The 21,706-nt window shown below is 44.5% G+C and carries 21 protein-coding genes; 12 read left to right on the forward strand and 9 right to left on the reverse strand.

The annotated features are described in order from the left end of the window. Positions 1 to 122 precede the first annotated feature (122 nt). Entirely contained in the window at positions 123 to 1,013 is an 891-nt protein-coding gene (locus tag D5281_RS13650; RefSeq protein ID WP_277935368.1) for an AraC family transcriptional regulator, read from the forward strand. 15 nt (positions 1,014 to 1,028) lie between these two features. Here D5281_RS13650 and D5281_RS13655 read toward each other — a convergent pair whose 3' ends face one another. After that, positions 1,029 to 1,448, reverse strand: a complete 420-nt coding sequence (locus D5281_RS13655) for a helix-turn-helix domain-containing protein (RefSeq protein ID WP_160560704.1) — start codon at positions 1,446 to 1,448, stop codon at positions 1,029 to 1,031. Beyond that, entirely contained in the window at positions 1,390 to 1,905 is a 516-nt protein-coding gene (locus D5281_RS13660) for a cupin domain-containing protein (RefSeq protein ID WP_160560705.1), read from the reverse strand. The genes D5281_RS13655 and D5281_RS13660 overlap by 59 nt, the downstream gene beginning before the upstream one ends. A 248-nt stretch (positions 1,906 to 2,153) precedes the next feature. Here D5281_RS13660 and D5281_RS13665 point away from each other — a divergent pair, with 248 nt between their 5' ends. The 5 genes from D5281_RS13665 to D5281_RS13685 all read left to right on the forward strand — a co-directional run bounded on the left by D5281_RS13665 (position 2,154) and on the right by D5281_RS13685 (position 8,710). Next, on the forward strand, positions 2,154 to 3,563 hold the full coding sequence (locus D5281_RS13665; RefSeq protein ID WP_160560706.1) for an ABC transporter substrate-binding protein: 1,410 nt from the start codon (positions 2,154 to 2,156) through the stop codon (positions 3,561 to 3,563). A gap of 339 nt (positions 3,564 to 3,902) precedes the next feature. Further along, positions 3,903 to 4,775, forward strand: coding sequence for a carbohydrate ABC transporter permease (locus D5281_RS13670; RefSeq protein ID WP_160560707.1), 873 nt, complete (start codon positions 3,903 to 3,905; stop codon positions 4,773 to 4,775). Continuing rightward, positions 4,775 to 5,656 (forward strand): carbohydrate ABC transporter permease, encoded by an 882-nt coding sequence (locus D5281_RS13675; RefSeq protein WP_160560708.1) that lies wholly within the window; start codon positions 4,775 to 4,777, stop codon positions 5,654 to 5,656. Before D5281_RS13670 ends, D5281_RS13675 begins: the two co-directional genes overlap by 1 nt. 133 nt (positions 5,657 to 5,789) lie before the next feature. Further along, positions 5,790 to 6,437, forward strand: a complete 648-nt coding sequence (locus tag D5281_RS13680) for a YesL family protein (protein ID WP_160560709.1) — start codon at positions 5,790 to 5,792, stop codon at positions 6,435 to 6,437. A gap of 170 nt (positions 6,438 to 6,607) precedes the next feature. After that, the gene (locus tag D5281_RS13685) at positions 6,608 to 8,710 is read left to right on the forward strand and encodes a glycoside hydrolase family 36 protein (protein WP_160560710.1); all 2,103 of its coding nucleotides are present in this window, start codon (positions 6,608 to 6,610) and stop codon (positions 8,708 to 8,710) included. A 155-nt stretch (positions 8,711 to 8,865) separates the two neighbouring features. Here D5281_RS13685 and D5281_RS13690 read toward each other — a convergent pair whose 3' ends face one another. Beyond that, entirely contained in the window at positions 8,866 to 9,468 is a 603-nt protein-coding gene (locus tag D5281_RS13690; protein ID WP_160560711.1) for a sugar O-acetyltransferase, read from the reverse strand. A 313-nt stretch (positions 9,469 to 9,781) separates the two neighbouring features. Between D5281_RS13690 and D5281_RS13695 the strand changes: the two genes are divergently transcribed. Then, on the forward strand, positions 9,782 to 10,453 hold the full coding sequence (locus D5281_RS13695; RefSeq protein WP_160560712.1) for a hypothetical protein: 672 nt from the start codon (positions 9,782 to 9,784) through the stop codon (positions 10,451 to 10,453). Positions 10,454 to 10,580: 127 nt separating this feature from the next. Then, positions 10,581 to 11,420, forward strand: a complete 840-nt coding sequence (locus D5281_RS13700) for an acyltransferase domain-containing protein (protein WP_160560713.1) — start codon at positions 10,581 to 10,583, stop codon at positions 11,418 to 11,420. 53 nt (positions 11,421 to 11,473) lie between these two features. Here the strand turns inward: D5281_RS13700 and D5281_RS13705 are convergent, their stop codons facing one another. The 6 genes from D5281_RS13705 to D5281_RS13730 form a co-directional block, all read right to left on the reverse strand. After that, the gene (locus D5281_RS13705) at positions 11,474 to 13,423 is read right to left on the reverse strand and encodes an ABC transporter permease (RefSeq protein ID WP_330585030.1); all 1,950 of its coding nucleotides are present in this window, start codon (positions 13,421 to 13,423) and stop codon (positions 11,474 to 11,476) included. Continuing rightward, the gene (locus tag D5281_RS13710) at positions 13,410 to 14,168 is read right to left on the reverse strand and encodes an ABC transporter ATP-binding protein (RefSeq protein ID WP_160560715.1); all 759 of its coding nucleotides are present in this window, start codon (positions 14,166 to 14,168) and stop codon (positions 13,410 to 13,412) included. Before D5281_RS13710 ends, D5281_RS13705 begins: the two co-directional genes overlap by 14 nt. A 91-nt stretch (positions 14,169 to 14,259) precedes the next feature. Continuing rightward, the gene (locus D5281_RS13715; RefSeq protein ID WP_160560716.1) at positions 14,260 to 15,276 is read right to left on the reverse strand and encodes a sensor histidine kinase; all 1,017 of its coding nucleotides are present in this window, start codon (positions 15,274 to 15,276) and stop codon (positions 14,260 to 14,262) included. Beyond that, positions 15,273 to 15,938, reverse strand: a complete 666-nt coding sequence (locus tag D5281_RS13720; RefSeq protein WP_160560717.1) for a response regulator transcription factor — start codon at positions 15,936 to 15,938, stop codon at positions 15,273 to 15,275. Before D5281_RS13720 ends, D5281_RS13715 begins: the two co-directional genes overlap by 4 nt. Positions 15,939 to 16,034: 96 nt before the next feature. Further along, a complete protein-coding gene (locus D5281_RS13725) occupies positions 16,035 to 16,928 on the reverse strand; it encodes a damage-control phosphatase ARMT1 family protein (protein WP_160560718.1) in 894 nt (297 codons plus the stop codon). 54 nt (positions 16,929 to 16,982) lie between these two features. Beyond that, a complete protein-coding gene (locus D5281_RS13730) occupies positions 16,983 to 17,957 on the reverse strand; it encodes a M15 family metallopeptidase (protein ID WP_277935365.1) in 975 nt (324 codons plus the stop codon). A 183-nt stretch (positions 17,958 to 18,140) separates the two neighbouring features. On the opposite strand from D5281_RS13730, the gene D5281_RS13735 reads away from it, so the two are divergent. From D5281_RS13735 to truA, 4 genes are all read left to right on the forward strand, one after another. Continuing rightward, the gene (locus D5281_RS13735; protein ID WP_160560719.1) at positions 18,141 to 19,004 is read left to right on the forward strand and encodes an energy-coupling factor transporter ATPase; all 864 of its coding nucleotides are present in this window, start codon (positions 18,141 to 18,143) and stop codon (positions 19,002 to 19,004) included. Positions 19,005 to 19,167: 163 nt separating this feature from the next. Then, positions 19,168 to 20,016 carry an energy-coupling factor transporter ATPase gene (locus D5281_RS13740; RefSeq protein ID WP_160560720.1) on the forward strand — a complete coding sequence of 283 codons (849 nt, stop codon included), beginning with the start codon at positions 19,168 to 19,170 and terminating at the stop codon, positions 20,014 to 20,016. A 75-nt stretch (positions 20,017 to 20,091) separates the two neighbouring features. Continuing rightward, complete coding sequence (locus D5281_RS13745) at positions 20,092 to 20,895, forward strand: energy-coupling factor transporter transmembrane component T family protein (protein WP_160560721.1); 804 nt, start codon at positions 20,092 to 20,094, stop codon at positions 20,893 to 20,895. A 36-nt stretch (positions 20,896 to 20,931) separates the two neighbouring features. After that, the gene (gene truA / locus D5281_RS13750) at positions 20,932 to 21,669 is read left to right on the forward strand and encodes a tRNA pseudouridine(38-40) synthase TruA (protein ID WP_160560722.1); all 738 of its coding nucleotides are present in this window, start codon (positions 20,932 to 20,934) and stop codon (positions 21,667 to 21,669) included. Positions 21,670 to 21,706 lie beyond the last annotated feature (37 nt).

Genomic DNA, 21,706 nt, shown 5'->3' on the forward strand with positions numbered 1-21,706 from the left:
TTTTCAGCTCTGTGATATGCTCAAATGGCAATAAGCCGCGCAAGCAAGTTTATGATTCTTATCATAGAAAAGTCGTAGGTAATTTGCAATGGTAACTATTTGATAAAAGAGGTAAATTTTTGATGTGTCAAAAAGAGAATATGACAGGAAAAAAAGATATGCAGGATAATTATGCGTTCCATTTCCTAAATGATGTGGAGCATCCGGTGGTACGACTGAATGCCGTAGGAAAAGAGCGGCGCAGTATAGATGCTTATTATTGGGATAACAGCAAACGTCCGGAATGCTATCTTTTCCAGTATACCTTAAATGGCAGTGGAACGGTGAAGATGGAAGGAGAAGAACGGGTGGTTTGCAAAGGGATGGGTTTTTTCCTTAAGATGCCCGGCCCGGAAAGTTACTATTTTGATGAAAAGAAAAATGAGGCGCCGTGGGAATTTATCTATATGCTGTTCGAGTGCGGCGCAGCGGAAGAATATTGCCGATATATTCAGGGCCGCTTTGGAAAAATCATAGATCTGCCGTGTTGCAGCCGGGCAGTTGAATTAATGTTTGAAATCCATGCACAGGCCAAAAGACAAAATCAGAGTCCGTTTTTATTGGGAAGCATGGTTTTTTCTTTTCTTTGTGCTCTGTGCAGCATTGACAAAGAAAGGAAGGAAAAGAGTACATCCTTGATTGTCAATGCAAAAGCCTGTATGGAGGAGCTGTTTACACAGCCGGTAGGAATTTGTGATGTGGCAGCCATCTGTCATGTGAGTCAGGGTCATTTGTCCCGTGAATTTACCAAAATGACAGGAGTGCGGCCCAATGAATATCTGACGAAGCTGCGCCTTAAAAAGGCTGTGGACATGCTTGGCAGCACTTCAAAGGCGCTTGCCGAAATCAGCGCTGCCTGCGGATTTTCATGCACCAATTATTTCCAGAAGGTTTTTAAAAAATATATGGGTATGTCGCCTGTCCAGTTCCGAAAATATGTAAAAAGTGAAGGGTATTCAAAGTTCCAGATTTAAATTTGACCTGATTTTTCAAATATATCCCAGCGGATTGTAGTCGCCGCAGCTTTCCTGCCTTGCAAGCTTTATGCCGGCAGTGGGTTGTTTCGGAACTGCTTTTTTGTGAGCCTGCCGGTATTCTCTTGGGGTACAGCCCTTTACGTTCTTAAAGATTCGGTTGAAGGTCTGCTGGTTATGATAGCCGGACTCTATAGCCACATTGATGATATCCATGTCCGTGCGCTGTAAAAGATAGATAGCATATTCAATCCGCAAAGAATTTAAATAGGATGGCAGGCTGATTCCTAACACGTTAGAAAAAATACGGGAGAGCGTGTATTTTCCGACACCAAATTTTTTGGCGAGTAATGGCAGAGTGATTTCTTCCCGGAAATTATTGCCAATGTAAGCGATTATTTTGCACGTAAGGTCCAGGGGGGGGGGTATTTTCAAAATCCCTAATCTGCAGCAGTGGGAAGATATGACTTAGAATAAGCGAGGTCAAGGAAGAAATTAAAGGTGTATTTTCTTCCTCCAGCGTTATCTCAAAAAGCCGTTTTTCCGCATATAAGATGTCCTCATGCATAGGCGATGGGTGTACCACCGGCACATGGGGATACTTGCCCAGCAGCTCCATTTGGTACATGGGCAGGATATCAACAGAGGAGTTCATAATGTAGAACTGGGTGTTGCCGGAAGAAGAAAGGGTGTGGTACTTGTGCTGTACATTAGGGAAAATTAAAGCAATGTCGCCAGGCCCTAAGGTATAATTCCCCACTCCAATCTGCATCTCAACAAGACCGCTTATGACATGGACATACTCAATGTAGGAATGAATATGAAGCGGATATTGCAGGGATGTGGTCTCATTATACAGAATAAAAAAATCCGGTTTGTTTTCGTAAAACATGTATTCTCCACTTTGGCAATAATTGTGTGGTTTTAAAAGTTAAATATGAATTATTATAGAATGTGGTCTGTTATAATGTCAAGTAACCATGGTAGAAGTCGAAAAAATATATAGTTTGCACAAAGCAATTTCTGGTGCGCAGAGAAAGAGTGGTAAATGTGCAGCTATTATAACGGTAATTACAAAACAATATGGAGATATTAACGCAGTATCGCAAGCACAGTTTGCGGTATGCAGGAGGTGTAAGTATGAAAAAAAGATTAATCAGCGGACTGTTATGCGCAGCAATGGCTTTATCTTTGGTTGCCTGTGGCGGCGGTTCGGGAAGTGGTTCAGAGGGTGCTTCCGGTGAAGCTGCTGATAGTGCAGACAGCGCCGGAAGTGAAGACACCGAAAGTGATGCGGCAGATAGTGGAGATGCCGGAAACGAAGCAGCAGACAGCGCCGGAAGTGGCAGCGGCCTTGAGCTTGCATATAACCTGGCAACAGAAGATTTTGCCGTTTTTGAAGGGCTGATCAAAGATTTTACAGAAGAGACAGGAATCAATGTTACGATTTATAATGGTGGCGATGACTATGAGTCAGCTATGAAGACACGTATGTCATCAGGTGATTTGCCGGATATGTGGGTGACACACGGATGGAGTATTATCCGTTACAGCGAGTACATGATGGACTTAAGCGACCAGCCTTGGGTTGCAAATATTGACGCAGGACTTAAGGATGTTATCACCAATGATAATGGCGAGCTTTTCATTCTGCCGATTACACAGGCAGTGGCAGCTATTATGTACAATAAAGATGTCTTAGAGGCAGCAGGCGTTGATGCTACCACAATCCGTACATGGGATGATTTCAATGCGGCTTGTCAGGCGATTGCGGACAATACGGAGGCAACCCCCATTGAACTGTGCTTAGGCGATGCTTTTGATGCTTATATGCTAGAGGTAATCTGGCCGACACTGTATTCCAACAGCGATATTGCTGACAACAAGGCGGATGCTTTGCAGGGTGGTTCCTTTGACTTTACAACAGATGGCGCAGACAGTTTCCAGATGGTCAGCGACTGGTTTACATCAGGTTACTTTAATGAGGATTATGTGAGCGGTAAGAAAGATGATATCTGCAGCGCTCTTGCCAATGGAGAAGGCGGTTTTGCATTATACTCCACAGAGATGATTCCTTCTATCCTTGCTTACAATGAAGAAGCTAATATTGGTATTCTTCCTGTTCCTGCTAAGGATGACAGTACAGCATCTTATTTTGGTACCGGCGAAGGTAACTTCAGCTGCTTTGGTATCTGGAAAGACACGGAATATGAAGCAGAGTGCAAACAGCTGTTAGAGTATCTGGCACGTCCGGAAATAGCGGTACAGGTTGTTAAGATTGACGGCGGTATCCCGGGACTTACGGATACTGTGTTAGATAACAATGATTTGGCAGCTTACACCACCAATGCTTTCAAAGAGGCTCAGTCCCAGTTTGACGGAGACCTGGTTTATGACAACTTCTTTGACCGTGAATATCTCCCCAGCGGTATGTGGAGTGTTATGGGCGATTCATTAGGAACGCTTCTTGCGGACGGAGATCCGGAAGGCAGCAAGGATGAGGCTATGGGTATGGTACAGGATAACTACAGCGACTTAATGGGCAACTAAAAAGTGGAAGTGATAGTTATACATAAGTAACGGTTTGGGCGAAGGCTGAATTGCTGCAAACATAAAAATAGAAAGGGGCTCCGGACTTGATGGGAACGCTTGGCGTCTTTTCGGGGACGGGGCTCTTTTTATATCCTGAACTGACAAAAAGGACCGGACTTATGGCTGTGATTGCTACAATAAATTGTTCCATGAAGTGTTTGTTACAATCAGCTGGCTGGTGAAGCATAAAGTGCTTGTTACAATCAGCTGGCTGGTCAAGTATGATAACGCTTGTTACAATAAGTTGTTCTGCCAAGGGTGACAGCGTTTGTTCTCTATATATGGATAGGAGGGTTTATGACTGGTAAACGGAAACAAAAACTCAACTGGTTTTATATGCCGGCGGTTATTATCATGCTGGCTTTTATCGCGTATCCCCTGTGCTATGCGGTTTATCTGTCTTTCTTTAAATGGAACGGATATTCTGTAAGCAAAGATTTCGTTGGTATTTCAAATTATATCTCTATGTTTAAGGATAAAGTATTTATCTCGTCCCTGCGCAATACGCTTGTCTATGGTTTTGTATGTACCTTTCTCCAACAGGTCATCGGCCTTACCATGGCAATGTTTTTGAATACGAAGTTTAAGGGCAGGGGTATCATCAGAACGGTTATTTACATGCCTGCCATGATATCAGGGCTGGTTATGGGGTACATTATGTATTTCTTCTTTCAGCTCAAGGGCGGTGTGATCAATGATATTATGTCTATGTTTGGTCTGTCCGGTTATGACTGGCTTGGAAACGGCGCCGCCGCTATCGGGGTTATCGTTTTTATCAATACATGGCAGTTTGTAGGCGTCAGCATGGTGATTTACCTGGCCGGCATCCAGGGCGTGTCACAGTCGTATATAGAGGCTGCAACGGTGGACGGTGCCTCAGCATGGGAAAGATTTCGCTATATTATCCTGCCGCTGCTGATTCCGGCTCTTTCTTCCTCCGTGATTTATAATTTGATTGGAGGCCTGAAACTCTACGATGTTATCATTGCTTTGACAGACGGCGGACCTGCCAAGAAGACGCACTCTCTGGCAACGTATATTGCTAGCCGTTACTTTGACGCGGAGCGTGCCGGGTATGCGGCGGCGATTGGTGTGTTCTCGTTTCTCATGATTATGGTGATTTCCATGATTGTCAACGCATTTTTCCGTAAAAAGGAGGTTGAACTGTGATGGCAAAAACGAAAGATTTAAAAATAAACAAAGAGCCGGCTCTGTTTGAAGATGAAAAGATGCCATTTAAGGCCAAGGACTGGTGGAAATATTTAATCAGTTTGTTTTTGCTGATTATTTATCTGTTTCCTTTTTATGTGATTATCAACGTGTCCCTGCGCTCTTTCAGCGATACATCGTCCAGAATACGGTTTCCTGATCCCATTTATTGGGAGAATTTCAGGAAGGTGATTGACAGCGGGGAAATTTTTACAGGTATTAAAAACTGTATCATTATTACCGTACTTGTCCTGCTTTTGGAAATTGTGGTAGGATGTATGGCGGCATATGCCCTGGCGCGTAACCAGTCTAAATTAAATGAGGTGGTAAGAAGCCTGATCATGTCCGTTATGATGATTACGCCGCTGACCATATTGGTAGGTATTTATTCCACCATGTCCACCATTCACGCGACTTCCACCTATTGGGGCATGGTGCTGGTACTTAGCGCGTTCGGACTACCGCTGGTTATCTTTTTGTATACGAATTTTATTTCATCCATTCCGGTAGCCTTAGATGAGGCGGCGGCCATTGACGGGGCAAGCAACCTTCAAGTGTTTTTCCAGATTATCCTGCCGCAGCTTAAGACCGTTACGGTGACGGTCATTATCTTACAGGGCGTGGGTGTATGGAATGAGTATACCTATTCTTATTATTTCCTGCAAAAGACATCCATGAGGACCATTACGCTGGTTATCAAGACTTTCTTTTCCGCCGTATCGAATGACTATGGCGCTGCGGCAGCCACGGCGGTTATTGGTATGATGCCTTTGGTAATTGTATACTTATGTTTGCAGAAGTATTTTATTCAGGGTCAAGTGGAAGGAGCCGTAAAAGGATAAAAATGATACTTACGGATGCATGTATGGATCATTATTTTATTGCATCCATGACGTGGATAAGTGACCTGATGGTAATATGTAACAGCAAGCGGTGAGTTTGAGATAAATGACAGACATAAAAGAGGTACGGAAATTGAAATTATCAATGGATTCCCCGGTTTTTAACATAGCAGATCAGATTGCGGATATACTAGTGGCCGGTTTTTTGTGGCTGGTGTTTTCGGTTCCGGTATTTACCATTGGGCCGGCCAGCGCCGCTTTGTATTATACGGTGGTAAAAGTAGTCAGAAGAAAAAGGGAAACGGTTACAAAGTCGTTTCTATATGCCTTCCGCCTTAATTTAAAACAGGGGATTGGCCTTACGATCCTTTACCTGGTATATGGAGCGGTTCTTGCAATATTTATTAGCTATATGAGATATGGGGCGTTAGAGATAAATCCATATATTGCAGTTCTTACAGGAATCATTGCAGCGGCGCCGTTTTTATTTACCCTGCCATATATATTTCCAGTGCTGTCGAGATTTCAGTTTAAAGTAAGTGGTTTGCTTCAGTATGCGCTGCATATGTCAATCGGACATTTTATCACCACGGGAATCCTGCTTGTAATGTTGCTGATCGTAGTTTTTTTCATTTACCTGTTTCCATTTTTCTTGGGAATCCTGCCAGGCATTTATGCCTATGGAGCTTCTTTTTTGATTGAAAGGGTATTCAAAAATTATTTAAAAGCTGAGAGAGAGAAATACGGAGAGGAAGATGAACTTCCGTGGTATTTGGAATAAAAAGCGTATTTGTTGTTTTTCAGGCAATATCCGGATTTTAAAATCAACATGAAAGATAGATATATCTTGTTGCACAAGGCTTTTCGTGGAATAATCGTCTGAATATTTGGTGCGTTTATGAGTTTTGCAATTATCTAAGTAATGTGTATTTGGAAAGGAGTATAAAATAAATGGACAAAAATATTGCAATCAAGGAAAATGGCTTGTCGGTTTTGTTCAATATCCGGGAAGACGGCGTGGTGGAGCTTAGTGGGTTTAGCCCTGCTTCGATGGAGGCTGCCCCCAAGGTACAGAAAGATGCGGAAAACATCAGCCCTCTTTTGGAGGTACAGATTACGGGAAAGAGTACAAGGGCTATGCATGCGTATAAGCATAATTTCAGCAGTGCATCTCTTGATTTTCATTATGTATCCCACAAACTGACGGTATGGGAGCAGGGAAAGGAATTACAGATTATCCTGAAAACGGAGTATGGCCTGCATGCTGCTTATCATATGAAATTCTTTGATGCCGTCCCGGTTGTCCAAGTGTGGACACAGTTACACAATCAGGGAGCGGAGGAGATTGGCTTAGAGTATGTATCTTCTTTTATATACCAGAATCTTTGCGGCAATGGCAGTAAACCTTATGGAGACAAAACGGATATCTATACGCCTTTAAATGGCTGGAGCTGCGAGGCCCAGTGGAAAAAGGAGGATATCCGGGACTTAAATCTGCCCGGTATGACCGTAGACGGATTCAATATGCCAGGATTCGGTAACAATCATTACTGCTATGGAGGAAGAAGCTCATGGTCATCCTGTGAATACCTTCCCATGGGGCTTGCCCATGACAGAGAGACAGGGGAAACCTACTGCTTTCAGATTGAGCATTCGGGACAGTGGCATGCAGAATACGGCACAGAGCCGGGTTCTAAACTTTATCTTGCCTTAAGCGGCCCAACGGAGGCGGAGAACGGATGGTGGAAGAATTTAAAACCGGGCGAGACTTTTACAACAGTGCCGGCAGCTTTCGGTGTGGTGCAAGGAGATGTGAATGAAGCGATTGCGGCATTAACGATGTACCGCAGAAAAATCCGCAGACCCAATGCAGATGATGAGAAACTGAATGTGGTATTTAACGATTACATGAACTGCCTGATGGGGGACCCTACCGATGAGAAAGAGCGGATGATGATTGATAAAGCCGCCAAGATGGGATGCGAATATTATTGCTTAGACTGTGGATGGTATGACAAAGGCTATTGGTGGGACAGAGTGGGCGAGTGGATAGAATGCCCGGAGCGTTTCCCGGAGGGGCTTAAATCAATCTGTGAATATGCCAAGAGCAAAAACATGGTGATGGGACTGTGGCTTGAGATTGAAGTCATGGGAGTTGCCTGTGAGCTGGCTGCTAAATTGCCGGACGACTGGTTTATCTGCCGCCATGGCAAGAGGCATATTGACAATAAGAGGTATCTTTTGGATTTCCGTAACCCGGAAGTGCGCAGCTATTGCAGTGATGTTGTAGACCGCTTGATTACGGACTATGGGGTAGGTTATTTTAAAATTGATTACAATGTGACCATGGGATATGGGAGTGATTTACATTCTGACAGCTGTTCCGATGCGATCATGGAGCATTACAGGTGCCTGTACCAGTGGTATGAGGAGATTTTTGCAAGGCATCCTGAGCTTGTGGTTGAAAATTGCGGCTCCGGCGGACAGCGTATGGACTATGGAATGTTAAAGCTTTTGAGTCTGCAGTCCACCAGCGATCAGACAGACTATATTTATAATTCATATATCGCTGCCAATGTGGCCAGCGCCGTTACGCCGGAGCAGGCCGGTATGTGGGTATACCCTTATGAGGATGAAGAAGAACATGTGATCTACAATATGGTAAACGGTCTGCTTCTGCGTCCTTACATCAGCGGCATGGTCTGGAAATTAAGTGAAAATAGCATTAAACTGATGCAGGAAGGCATTGCGCTCTACAAAGAAATACGTGAGGATGTGAAAGAAGGGGTGCCGTTCTTCCCGTTAGGATTTGGAAATATCAAACAGGATACGTTAGCATATGGGCTTTTCAGGGGAAATACGGTTTACCTATCGGTATTTGCACCCAGAGCGCAGAATGTGGAGATTCCGCTTAAATTTGACAAAGAAATTAAGCAGGTGGAAGTGATTTACCCAAAGAAGGCAAGCTGTGAATTTCAGTGTGAAAACGGGATCTTAAATGTCCATATGCCGCAAAAGAAGGCAGCGAGGCTGTTTAAGATTGTTTTGAAGTAACAGGCGAATGAGGAGGTTTTAAGTTTTGTGTAAAAAGGGGCTGTCTAAAGCCCCTTTTGTTATAAATAGCTGTATTACAAAGCGTGACAGCGTTTGCTGCAAGTGAGGTTTCTTTTAGCTGGAAAGGCTATGGCTGGCAGCAGGTTTTATAGCCGCTATTTTGGCTGTTCATCAAAACGTCTGTCCTTAAAATAGTATTCTGCATCCCGCTGGTTGATTTCCCGGTATACTTTGCAGGGACTTCCAAATGCGATTACGTTTGCCGGTATATCCTTTGTCACAACTGAGCCGGCGCCGATTACAGAATTTTCGCCGATTGTAACGCCTGGCAAAACAATTACATTGGCTCCAAGCCAAACATTGTCCCCAACCGTAATGGGAAATGAGTACATGCCATCTCCACGATGCTGTGGGTGAATAGGATGTCCGGTTGTACACAAGGTTACGTTAGGGCCGAAAAGGACATGCTTTCCGATTGTGATTTTCCAGTCATCGATTAAAGTCAGATTCATATTTGCATAGGTACCTTCACCGATGGATACATATTTTCCAACGGCAACAGTAAGAGGCGGCACGATCCAAACATTTTCTCCCACCTCTCCAAATATTTCTTTTAAAAGCGCCGCACGTCCCTCCATATCTTCCGGCGGCAGAGTGTTAAACTGGCGCACAAAGCCTTTGGTATGGGCCTGCAGGGCCATGTTTTCTTCATCATCTTCCCAGATATATCCTTTTTTCATTTTTTCTTGTTCTGTCATTTCTCTCCTCCATTCCGAAGCGTTTAACGCTGAAGAACGCGGCAGAATCTGAAATTCTGCTCTGCGAACAATTAAATTTGTGACGCTTCGGCACAAATTCCTGGTTGAATAAATTTTGATTTCTGATAGATTTTATTATAAGATATTCCTGACAGGCATACAATAACGAAAATGGAGAAGACCGGAAAATAATTAAAAATAAGCTGCGAAGGGTGTCAGTGTTTGCTGTTTAGCGTTATAATATTGGAGTACAAGACAAGGGAAATGCTGATTTTAAGGTATTTTTTATATAAAGTAGGAATGGAAAGGCTTTATGGAGACTGAAAAGTGGTATTACAAAACATCTAACAGCGCACAAGTGATTACACAGCGGCTTCAATCCGTCACTATATCGCTGCCCCTGCCCATAAACCTTCATGGAATGCATGCTTACTATATTGGGACGGTTGGGGAGGATTGCTTCCGGCTTGGGGTACTGCAGAGCCCCTTTGGGGGAAGGCGGCATAAGCTGGGCTATTTTCCTATACTGGATGGAAGAATTTATGCAGGCTGGAACCAAAAGAATGTGGTTGACGTGACGGTGGAAAATGAAATGTATATGCCATTGCAGCAGGTAAGAGGCGTATTTGAGAGCATTGTGCAGGATTTTTACTATGAAACACATTATCTTTTGGAGGACTGTCTGGAATACATGACCCATGTCAACGTCACCGATTTATACAGCTACGACTGGGCTGAAGAACAGGAGGGCTATTTATTTACGTTCAGGGGCTCTAAGGGTGGGGTGTGGGCAGATTTTGGAAAGGAAGCCTATGGCAGCACCTATTATGTACGATTTAACCGGCTAAAGGAAGGCACGGCAATGCGGATTTCCTTTGCCTGGCAGCAGGGGAGCTTTCACTGGGATCCAGTACTCGTACCGGTTGAGGATGTGCATACATTCTGGTATAGAAAATTGGAGATGAAGTTAAAACAGGCCATATAATCCGGATGCCCGAGTCAAATATCTATGAGATGTTTCTCATCTCTATCAGTACGTCTACTTGGCATGTTGCCGTGGGAATAAAGAAAAGAATTTAAGAAAAAGAATTTAAGAAGGAGAACGAGGAAAGATGAAAACCATTGAGGAATTATGTAAAAAAATTGATATACCAAAAGAAGCAGCGGCCCAGGTCGCAGCCTTTGATGCACAGTTTGATTATAAGCCCATAGAGCCTGCCATGGAGAAACTCTTTTCCAGGGATTCATGGGATGAGGGATGCAGGGAAATCAAGGCTTATTTGGGAGAGGATCCGGAAGGGCTTAAAATGCTTGCCTGTATGCTGCGCTGCGGATTAAAAACGTGGAGGAATTATGAAAAACGGGGCATCTCAGAGCAGATTTTTATTGATACCATGAAGTGTTTTAGCAGATTTATGGGGGAGCATAAAGAAGGGTATGGGAATTATGCCTTTGACAGGGAATGGTGGACTTCCAGACAGATTGCAGGAGAATTGGTGCGGATTGGCGAGTTAGAGTATGAAATGTGCCAGGACCGGGAAGGCAGGTATATTGATTTGCACATACCCTCGGACGCCAAGCTGCAGAGGAAGAATCTGTTGGAGTCCCTGCACAGGGCAAGGGATTTTTTCAAGGAAAATTATCCGGCTTACGGCTCGGTGGAGATGCGCTGCCATTCATGGCTTCTTTCCCCTACATTAAAAAAATTACTGCCCCCAAAATCCCGCATTTTAGGTTTTCAGGAGCTTTTTGCAATAGAAACTATCGGAGTAACGGAAGAATCTGAATATATCACCTGGGTTTTTAAAAGGCCTGACATTTCATTTAAAGATTTGCCGGAGAATACCTCTCTCCAGCGGGAAATGAAAAAATATTTATTGGCTGGCGGACAATTGGAAGATGCGAAAGGAACGCTTAAGGGTGATGATATACAAAATTCTGGATTGAACTGATACGTGTGTATCATAAGCCGGCCCCCAAAGGGGCGGCGTTTTACAGGTATTGCTCATGTTGGCAGGACGTTTTTCTTTAAGCTGGTATAAGCCATCAAAATATAAATTGCATAAACCAGGAAAAACAGGCCAAGAGAGATACCGGTAACTGCCGCCGGGCGGCTTGCGCCTATCAGGGTTCCAGGCTCCACTATCCGGGCTGTATTTAAAATAACGGGGACGCCGATCAGCACAGGCGGAACCGCAGGCATAGCATAATAAATGGCAAACTGCGTTCGCAGGGACCTTTGCATTTCCTTTTGTTCCATTCCCAGCTTTTGCAAAAGGAGGAACTGGCGTCTGTAGCGGCCCGTTTCACTAAGCTGCTGTATGGTAAGGATCGTGGCGGCGGTAATGGTCAGAACCAGCGCCAGATAATACAGTGGAAATACGGTCATGGCCGTCCAGGCGGCGGCATCGGCATCTTCGGCAGCTTTTATGTAAACCAATGTGTTATTGTGCCATCCGATACGTTCCATAATTTCATTTTCCAGCACAAACAGGGCGTTATAGCAATCTTCCGTTACTTTCTCCTGGGTGAGAAATACCTGTGTGGTGTGGCTTACAGGACAGTCCTCTGCCACCTGGTCCGGTACCACTAAAATAAAACCGTTGCCGTTGACATCATACAAATGCTGGGCAAATGTCTCTGTGTAAAGTCCTCCTAAGGTCAGTGTTTTCCCTCCTAAGATCACGTTCTGGTTCCAGTCTTTTAAGACTTTCTCAATATAAGGCTGACAGTGAATCAGATACTGACCGTCAGTTAATGTAACAGGCGGATAGCCCAGCATTGCCCGAAGGGCTATATAGTCGCTTTCCCGCATAACAGTGTCATATTGGTAATGACGATAATAACTGGTACGGCTTTCTATATACTCCATGGTCTTAGAAGTTTCTGCCAGATACACCTGATATCGCATATTTGCTTTTATGGGAATGTTCTTTTCGATATAATCAAGGCTGGCGGTAAAGACTTCCTCATTGGTGTCATGGGCGCTAAGGAGAATGTCAAAACAGCCATTTAGCGTAGCGCGTCCTGCGAATATCCCACGGAAAATCATCCCCATCCCCTCGGAAATAATGGTGGCCACAAGGAGCATTGAAATGGTTGCCATGATGATTCCCATGGTGGAGAGCTTGGATGCAAGGGTGCGGAACACCAGAAGGTTCTGCCTTTTGTATTTCAGGGTCGGATGTTTATGAAAAAATGCAGGGACGCCGGAGGCAAAGCTTAAGAAAAAACCATAGAGAAAAGCAATGATACAACCCGCCCCAATAAAGCCTAAGGACAGAGAGCCTGCCATAATCAAAACAGTTCCTATGATTCCCAGCGCAATGGATATGGTAAAAATCCACCTTCTTACCGGGCTTGCTTTGAGGGCTTCTTCCTCATTTTTCTTTTCATAATAGATTAGGTCATAAATCTTCATCCGCCTTATGCGCTTACGGCTTTTCATTTGGGCAAGCAGATAAATGAGTACAAAGTAAAACAGTGTCAATCCCACCGCTTTTAGGGGAAAGAAAAAAGAAAAATGATATGGCGTTCCAAACAGGGCAAATACGATAGCCCGAAGCATCTGGAACAATAGATTGCCCAGAAGGAGGCCCAAGGCCAGCGCACATCCGCCCACAGCCAGATTTTCCATAAAAAACATCCGGGCAATCTGTTTATTTTCCACACCAATCAGAAGATAAGTACCAAATTCCCGGCTGCGTTGGGTGAGCATAAAATTTATTGTATAAGAAACCAGCCAGCTCATAATAAAAATGACCACAATGCTGGCCGAAATAATAATGGACGAAAGATCCCTAAAACGACTAGACAGGCTTTGGAGCTCCTGGGAAAATACAAGGCCGTTGAAAGCATAAATCAATGCGGCTACTATAACAATAGAGACAAAGTAGACTAGATAATCTCCTGTCTGACGCTTTGCATTGCGAAGGGATAAGCTAGATAACGTCACTGACATCACCTCCTAACAAAGCTAACACATCCAAAATTTCATGATAAAAGACAGAGCGGTTTCGCTGGCCTTTTAACAGTTCATTGAAAATGCGTCCATCCTTAAGAAATAGCACTCGGCCGGCATAGCTTGCACTGTATGCATCGTGTGTGACCATCAGGATCGTTGCACCCATATCCCGATTCATCCCGGTCATAATCTCCAGAAGATTTTTAGATGCCCTGGAGTCCAAAGCGCCGGTAGGCTCATCAGCCAGAAGGAGGGACTGCCCTGCCACCATAGCCCGGGCGCAGGCCGCCCGCTGTTTTTGGCCTCCGGAGACCTGATAGGGGAATTTTTCTAAAATATCGGTGATGCCAAGCTTTGATGCCACGGCTTTCACCTGGTTTTGGACCTTTCCGGGGTCCTGATGATTAAGAGACAGGGCCAGACCGATATTCTCCTCTATGGTTAACGTATCCAGCAGATTAAAGTCCTGAAAAACAAATCCAAGCTTTTCCCGGCGGAAACGGGCTAACCGGTCGGCAGGCAAGTCGGCAATATTTTCCCCTTCTAGCAAAATATCTCCGGCGCTTACCGTATCAATGGTGGAAATACAATTAAGCAGGGTAGTCTTACCGCTGCCGGAGGCTCCCATAATGGCGATAAACTCCCCGTCACACACATCAAAGCTCACCCTGTCCAAGGCTTTTGTCACATTATTTTGATTGCCGTAATATTTTTCAATGTTTTTTACTTGCAGCATACATGCCCCTCCTTATTTCTGAAGCTGTTCTTACGCGCTCTATCATACATCAGCCGGAAGGGTTCTTGTATTGGATTTATATGGAATAACCTTACGATTTTGTAAGATTTTCCTTGGAAGGCAGAGTAAGGGTAAGAGTTGTTCCTTCATTTTCCACCGATGTAATCTGCAAATCAATTGCAAGACTCTCTGCCAGATTGCGGCAAAGGTAAAGCCCCATTCCGGTAGAGCCGCCCCGGGCGCGCCCGTTGCTTCCGGTAAAACCTTTGTCAAAAACACGGGGCAGCTCATGGGCGGGGATGCCAATGCCATTGTCACAGACAGTCAACTGAACCTGTTTTCCAAGCTCTTTTGCAGAAAGTGTAATGACAGGGGTCCGGTGTTCATGACGATAGCGGGCTGCGTTCTGCAGGAGCTGTCCCAGTATGAAATCCATCCATTTTGTATCCGTATAAACAGTTTTAGCCAAATCCCTTGTCTCTACCCGAATGCCTTTTTGAATCAACAGGGCTTTGTGATGGCGGATAGCGCCGGAAACAATTTCGTCAAGGCTTGCCTTTCTGATCAGAAAGTCTTTTTCAGGACTTTCCGCCCGGGCATAAAATAAGGCTCTTTCTACGTGAGCCTCGATTTGCATAAGTTCCTCTAAAAGCCTTCTCCTGGTTTTTGAATCAGTACTTTGGCAGATTAACTGTAAAGCGGTGATTGGCGCTTTGATTTCATGGACCCAGCTTTCCACATACTCCCGATATTCCCGCTGGGCGGCCTTGGCATCGGAAACAGCACTGACCATAGCGCGTCCTGCCCTGCGGGATAAATCCAGTAATTTACGTTCATAAATGGTTTCCGGTTTGGGAACGCATTCGGCAAACAAGTATTTTAGGTCTAACCCCTCCATAATCCTTTCTAATTCCAGCAGCTGTCTGCGGCATTTGATAAAATCACAAATCTCTATGGCCCCAAAAGTTATAAAAAATAAAATCAAAAGCAGTACAACCACTCCTGGCCAGGTTCCCACAGCCAGCAGAAAAAAAGCCGCACCAATTACCACTGCTGCCTGCAAAAGAAGCCGTCCTAAACGGTCAGAGAAAAATTCCCCCAAAGTCATAGCTGATACCCCATTCCCCTGCGTGTCTTAATTAAGTCAGCCGCACCAATATCCTTTAGCTTTCCTCGAAGCCTTGTGACATTGACGCTGAGCGTATTATCGTCAATATAAATTTGATTATCCCACAGCATTTCAATCAAATCCGCGCGGGAGACGATTTCCCCTGCATACGCCATCAAACAGGCCAAAATCTGCAGCTCATTCCGGGATAAAACCGCCTTTTTCGTACCCCTCGAAACAGTGCCCTTTGCTAAATCCAAAGACAGTCCTTCTATTTCTATCACATCGGCGCCCGGGGCTTTATTTATTCTGCGCAGAACGGCCTTGATACGGGCCAGAAGTACCGGCACGCTGTACGGCTTTGTAATGTAATCATCGCCTCCAAGGCTTAAGGCTTTCACTTCATCCGCCCCGGAATCTTTACCGGTGACAAAAATAATGGGCACATCAGCAGATTTTCGGAGATTGACACACAAAGAAAAGCCGTCCCCACCGGGCAGACCAATATCCAGCAAAATAAGATGCGGGCGGTAATTTGCCGTCTGCTGCGGCACATCCGTAAAGTCCGTGACAGGCAAGACATGGTAGCCTTCATTTTTTAATAAAAGAGCCAATTCTTCACGGACAGCCGGTTCATCTTCGATAATCATAATGCGATGCATGTTACCCCTCCACATTGTCAACAGTCTGCAAATTTAAGCCAAAACTCTCACAAATTGTGCCGCACATGAGGCAAAAAACAATTTTCCAAACAAGTTTTAAGATGTGAAAGCATGTTTCATGTCAATTCTTTCTTCCTTTTTAAACACCGCTTCAAACTGGTTTAATCCAAATCTGCGGACAAACAGCTCGCATTTACACAAAAATAAATAATATGGGTTAAGGCCTTCGCCGTACAGGCTCTCAAAATTCCCCTGCCCCTTTGAAATAACCAGGTCGGCATTTAATAAAATCTGTTTTGCGCAAGGACTTAATTCCTCCAAAACAGTACCGGGCGCACTACTGCCGTTTCCGATACAGGTGACAAGATTTGTCAGTCCTACTTCCTGTGCATCCGTCAAAGTGGCGTCATTGATCACATCCTCCCCTCTTAAAATAACGGTGATCTGTAAGCGGGGAAAGCTTTCTTTCAGGCATTTGATAAACAATTTATCCAAAACAATTTCGCCGCAGTTATCCGTTACATAAGCCAGGGTATCGGCCTTACGTAAATCCGATTGAAAGGCCGCATACTCCTGTGGCGAAATCGTCTCGTAAGGAGCCTTAGCCAGCAGCTTTTTCAGGGTGTCTTCATTTACATTTTCAACGGCGGAAAAATCAATATAGTTTGCCGCACACACATATTTCATACATTCTTTGACCGGATCATCCGAAGAACGTATCGCTTGCTCTATTTCGCCCTCCAGGCCAAGGAGTAATTGATTGTATTTGTGTTTTTGAGGTGTGTAATCTTCCGTGCCGCCCCAGAAATCCTTATACAACAGGTCAATCTGTGCGGCAAGCCATGGAGCGGAACGGGTCTGTCCATGATGATATAAAATTTCCAATACCTGATGTAAGTACCGGGATTTTTTGGCTTCATCGCCGAAAGGCCTGATTAACTTTTCCTGTTTGGATAACAGGCAGGATATACACATAGAACTTGCATGCATGATTTTCTTCTCCTTTTCAAAAGCATCTTAAGCAGATAATTGGGATTGAAATTTTTAGTTAACAACTTTTTGAAAATGCTGGTAGTCTTTGCTGGAATTCCAATTTCCGCCCCATGTAAAGCCATGGGCTGTAAAAAGTTTATAGCACAAATCTGTTTCGTCAATTTTATAAGGGAAATTTTGGGTGCGGTCGGCATACTTTTCACTGCCGGCAGGAGAAATATAAGTTTCCCCGCGGCCATTTTTGTTATATACAACATAAGGATTATAAAAAGGGTTTACATCAATGGCGCAGCCTAAGGCATGCTTGGAAAGACTGTTGGTTCCGTCCACCACCCGGTAGTTAAAGCAGGAGGTATTGTTATCCAGCATAGAAGCCGTGTCATCCCCGCCATAGGTATCAATCAACCTTATTTTTTCTATTTGATACTCGTTCAGATACAGTTCATAAAAAATCTCAACCAAATCCTGAGCAATTCCTTTATTACAGATTAATTCCCCGGTTTGCACCTGTCCTTCAAAATCATAATAAAGCACATTCAAATAGCGCAAATCCTCATAATCAATTGCCAGCTTTTCATCATCAGGAACCACATTTACCGCTTCTAAGGAAAGAACAGGGGCAAGGGTCTGTGTGATTGGGTAAGAAATACCGGTAATGCGTGCAATCACCGCATCCGTCAAAGGCTGATAAAAGAAGCCGTCCTGATAATGGACACTGTCGGAGGTTTCCGCCGCAATCGGGATAAATTTCTGTTCGGAAACAGGAATGGACGTAGGAGATATATCCTCCTGTGGCGCTATAGCAGCCTTCGCAGCAGGGGATGCCTTAGTCCCGGTAACAGCTGCAGGCGATTTAGTTGGAGAAGCTGCAGGTTTGCTTGTGGCTATCGGCGTTGCGTAAGCAGTTTCAGGATGTTCATTGGCATATTCCGAAAGTGTTTCCCCTCTGGTAAGCATCCTGACCGCCACAGAACAAGCTAAAATCATTACAACCAAAAAAATAATCGATCCTATTCCTTTTTTCATTCTAATCTCCCTATCATTTCAAAAGGTTTTCTGCTACTTTTCCAAGCGTCTTCTGGACAACATGTGAAATAGAACGGTTTTCTTTTTTCAATCATACGATAAAACACATTCTATTGCAAATAAAAACAATATCCTGTACAATATAGGACGAATAAAGCAGGAAAAGCCGAAAAGGAAATCAAAATGGGAATTGTAGAAACCAAAAATCTGGTATTTGAATATATAAGACGAGATGAAGAAGGAAACGTAGAGGGCATCACCCGCGCAGTGGATGATGTAAACCTTTCGATTGACCAGGGAGATTTCATTGCAATACTAGGTCATAATGGGTCCGGGAAATCGACCCTTGCCAAGCACATCAATGCAATCCATTACCCCACGGAAGGAACCGTGTGGGTGGATGGAAAGGATACTTCCAAGGATGCCAATTTATGGGATATCCGGCAGGAAGCGGGTATGGTTTTCCAAAATCCTGACAACCAGATTATCGGACAGGTAGTGGAGGAGGATGTGGGCTTTGGTCCGGAAAACCTTGGCGTGCCAACAGAGGAAATCTGGAAGAGGGTGGAGGAGAGCCTTAAGGCAGTGGGAATGTATGAATTTAGAAAACATTCCCCCAATAAGCTGTCCGGGGGTCAGAAACAGAGGGTGTCTATTGCAGGTGTGATTGCCATGCATCCCAAATGCATTGTGTTAGATGAGCCAACAGCCATGTTAGACCCCAATGGACGCAGGGAAGTGATACGAGCGGTGCGGGCCTTAAATGATGTGGAGGAAATCACAATAATCCTGATTACCCATTATATGGAAGAAATCATTTATGCAAATAAAGTTTTTGTGATGGATAAAGGAAAAATCGCTATGGAAGGAACCCCTAAGGAGATTTTCAGCCAGGTGGAAAAACTGAAATCTTTGCGGCTGGACGTGCCACAGGTAACGCTGCTTGCCCATGAGCTTAGGGAAAGCGGGCTTGCCATTCCGGCAGGGATACTGACTTGTGAGGAATTGGTTGCATCTCTTAGCGCTATCAGACGGCGCAAAGGTTAGCAGCCGGATTGACATGTACTTGGTAAACCTTCCAGCATCAGTCAGGCACAAAGGGATTCCGGGAGCCTATAGGAATAAATGGAGGAAGTTTGGAAGTAAGTTTCCAAACTTTCTATGAACGCAGTACCGCAAGCATAGCTTGCAGTGTGCAGGGGGTATAAAAATGTCTATTATTTTAGATCATGTGAATCATATATATGAGGCGGGCACAGCCATGGAGTTTGCAGCGCTGAAAGATATTAACCTGATGATACCGGACGGGCAGTTTATCGGTTTGATTGGACACACCGGTTCGGGAAAATCTACGCTGGTGCAGCATTTAAACGGGCTGCTTGTGCCCACCGGCGGCAACATCTATTATAATGGCGCAGACATTCACGACAATGACTACAATAAGAAAGAACTGCACAGCAAAGTAGGACTTGTCTTCCAGTATCCGGAACATCAGCTGTTTGAGATTGACGTTTTTTCTGATGTATGTTTTGGCCCTAAAAACCTTGGCCTTAGCAAAAAGGAAGTGGAGCTTCGGGCCTATGCGGCCTTAAAACAGGTAGGGCTTGAGGATGAATATTTCTATCAGTCTCCCTTTGACTTATCCGGAGGGCAAAAGCGCAGAGTGGCTATTGCAGGTGTGCTTGCCATGCAGCCAGAGGTGCTTATTTTAGATGAACCTACGGCGGGACTCGATCCTAAGGGAAGGGACGAAATTTTAGACCGGATCGCCGGCTTGCGGGAAGAAACGGGGATGACGGTTATACTTGTCTCACATAGCATGGAAGACGTGGCGAAATATGTGGACAGGATCATTGTCATGAATAAGGGGCAGGTTATGCTTGACAATGAGCCGAGAGAGGTATTTCGCTATTACAGGGAGCTTGAGGAGGTTGGCCTTGCCGCGCCTCAGGTGACATATATTATGCAGGAACTGAAAAGAAATGGTTTTGATGTGGATACGGATATTATCACCATTGAGGAAGCGCGGAAGGCTATCCTTGACGCACTAAAGATATGATGCACCGTACTTCGTACACATACCGTACTTTGTACGGATAGAATTTGCTGGCTGCCAGAAGCATAGGAGATTAGAATGTTAAGAGATATTACGCTGGGACAATACTATCAGACGGATTCCATTATACACAGGCTTGACCCCAGGGTTAAGCTGGTAACCACTGTCTGTTATATCATTTCGCTTTTTGTTGTAGATAATATTGTGGGTTATATACTGGCCGGCCTTTTTTTGGCGCTGGTTATTAAGCTGTCCAAGGTTCCTGTCAAATTTATGGTCAGAGGAATGAAATCGATTTTATTCCTGCTGATTATAGCGCTGATTTTTAATCTGTTTCTGACGCCGGGGGAAGTGGTGGTATCCTTCTGGAAGCTGCAGATTACCAAAGAGGGTATAAGGCAGGCGGTATTTATGGCTGTGCGTCTTGTGTTTCTCCTTATGGGTTCATCTGTGATGACTCTAACCACAACGCCTAATCAGCTGACAGACGGTATGGAAAAGCTGCTGGGACCTTTGAGAGTGCTTAAGGTGCCTGTTCATGAGATTGCAATGATGATGTCCATTGCTTTGCGTTTTATCCCTATTTTATTGGAAGAAACAGATAAGATTATGAAGGCGCAGATGGCCCGGGGGGCTGATTTCGAAAGCGGAAATCTGATAAAAAAGGCAAAGAGTCTTGTACCTTTGCTTGTACCTTTGTTTATTTCAGCATTTCGCAGGGCAAATGATCTGGCAATGGCAATGGAATCTAGGTGCTATAGAGGTGGTGAGCACCGCACTAAAATGAAGCCGCTTATTTATAAAATGAGAGACAGACTGGCATATGGCGCGGTCCTTTGCTATCTGGTTTTGTGCGTGGTGTGTGGAAAGATTTTGTGGTGAGAAATGGCAATGCTTTATGCGGCGGCGTGGGGGAGTATGAAAAGAGTAAAACTTGTGGTGGCTTATGACGGTACGGCTTATCATGGCTGGCAGCTTCAGCCTGGAAGGCGTACCATAGAGGGAGAATTAAACAGTGCGTTGAGCGCGCTGCTGCAGAAAGAAATTCAAGTGATTGGAGCGAGCAGAACGGATTCCGGTGTGCATGCTCTGTGCAACGTGGCGGTATTTGATACAGACACCCGTATTCCGGCGGAAAAGATTTCATATGCCTTGAATCAGAGACTGCCGGAGGATGTCAGAATCCAAAGCTCTGAAGAAGTGGAAACTACTTTCCATCCGAGACACTGCAGCAGCCGTAAAACTTATGAATACCGGATACTAAACGCACATTTTCCTATTCCTACCAAAAGATTATATGCCTATTTTACATATGTTCCATTGGATGTAAAAAAAATGCGGCAGGCGGCAGTTTATCTTGAAGGTGAGCATGATTTTAAGAGCTTTTGTGCGGTTGGCGCAGTGGTTGAATCCACAGTCAGAACAATCTATGAGCTAACGGTAGAAAAGGAGGCCGATGAAATTGTTATCAGAGTATGTGGCAGCGGTTTTCTTTATAATATGGTAAGAATTATAGCCGGAACGCTGATGGAAATAGGACGGGGGAATGGCAGACCGGAAAGTGTGAAGACAATTTTAGAAGCGAAAGACCGTCAAATGGCAGGTCCTACAGCGCCAGCCTGTGGGCTGACGCTGGTTAAATATGATTTTTTATAATTTCTTATTTGTAAGGAACATGCAGAAAATATGCCGG

The sequence above is a fragment of the Parablautia muri genome (assembly GCF_009917485.1).
Lineage (GTDB): Bacteria > Bacillota > Clostridia > Lachnospirales > Lachnospiraceae > Suilimivivens > Suilimivivens muri.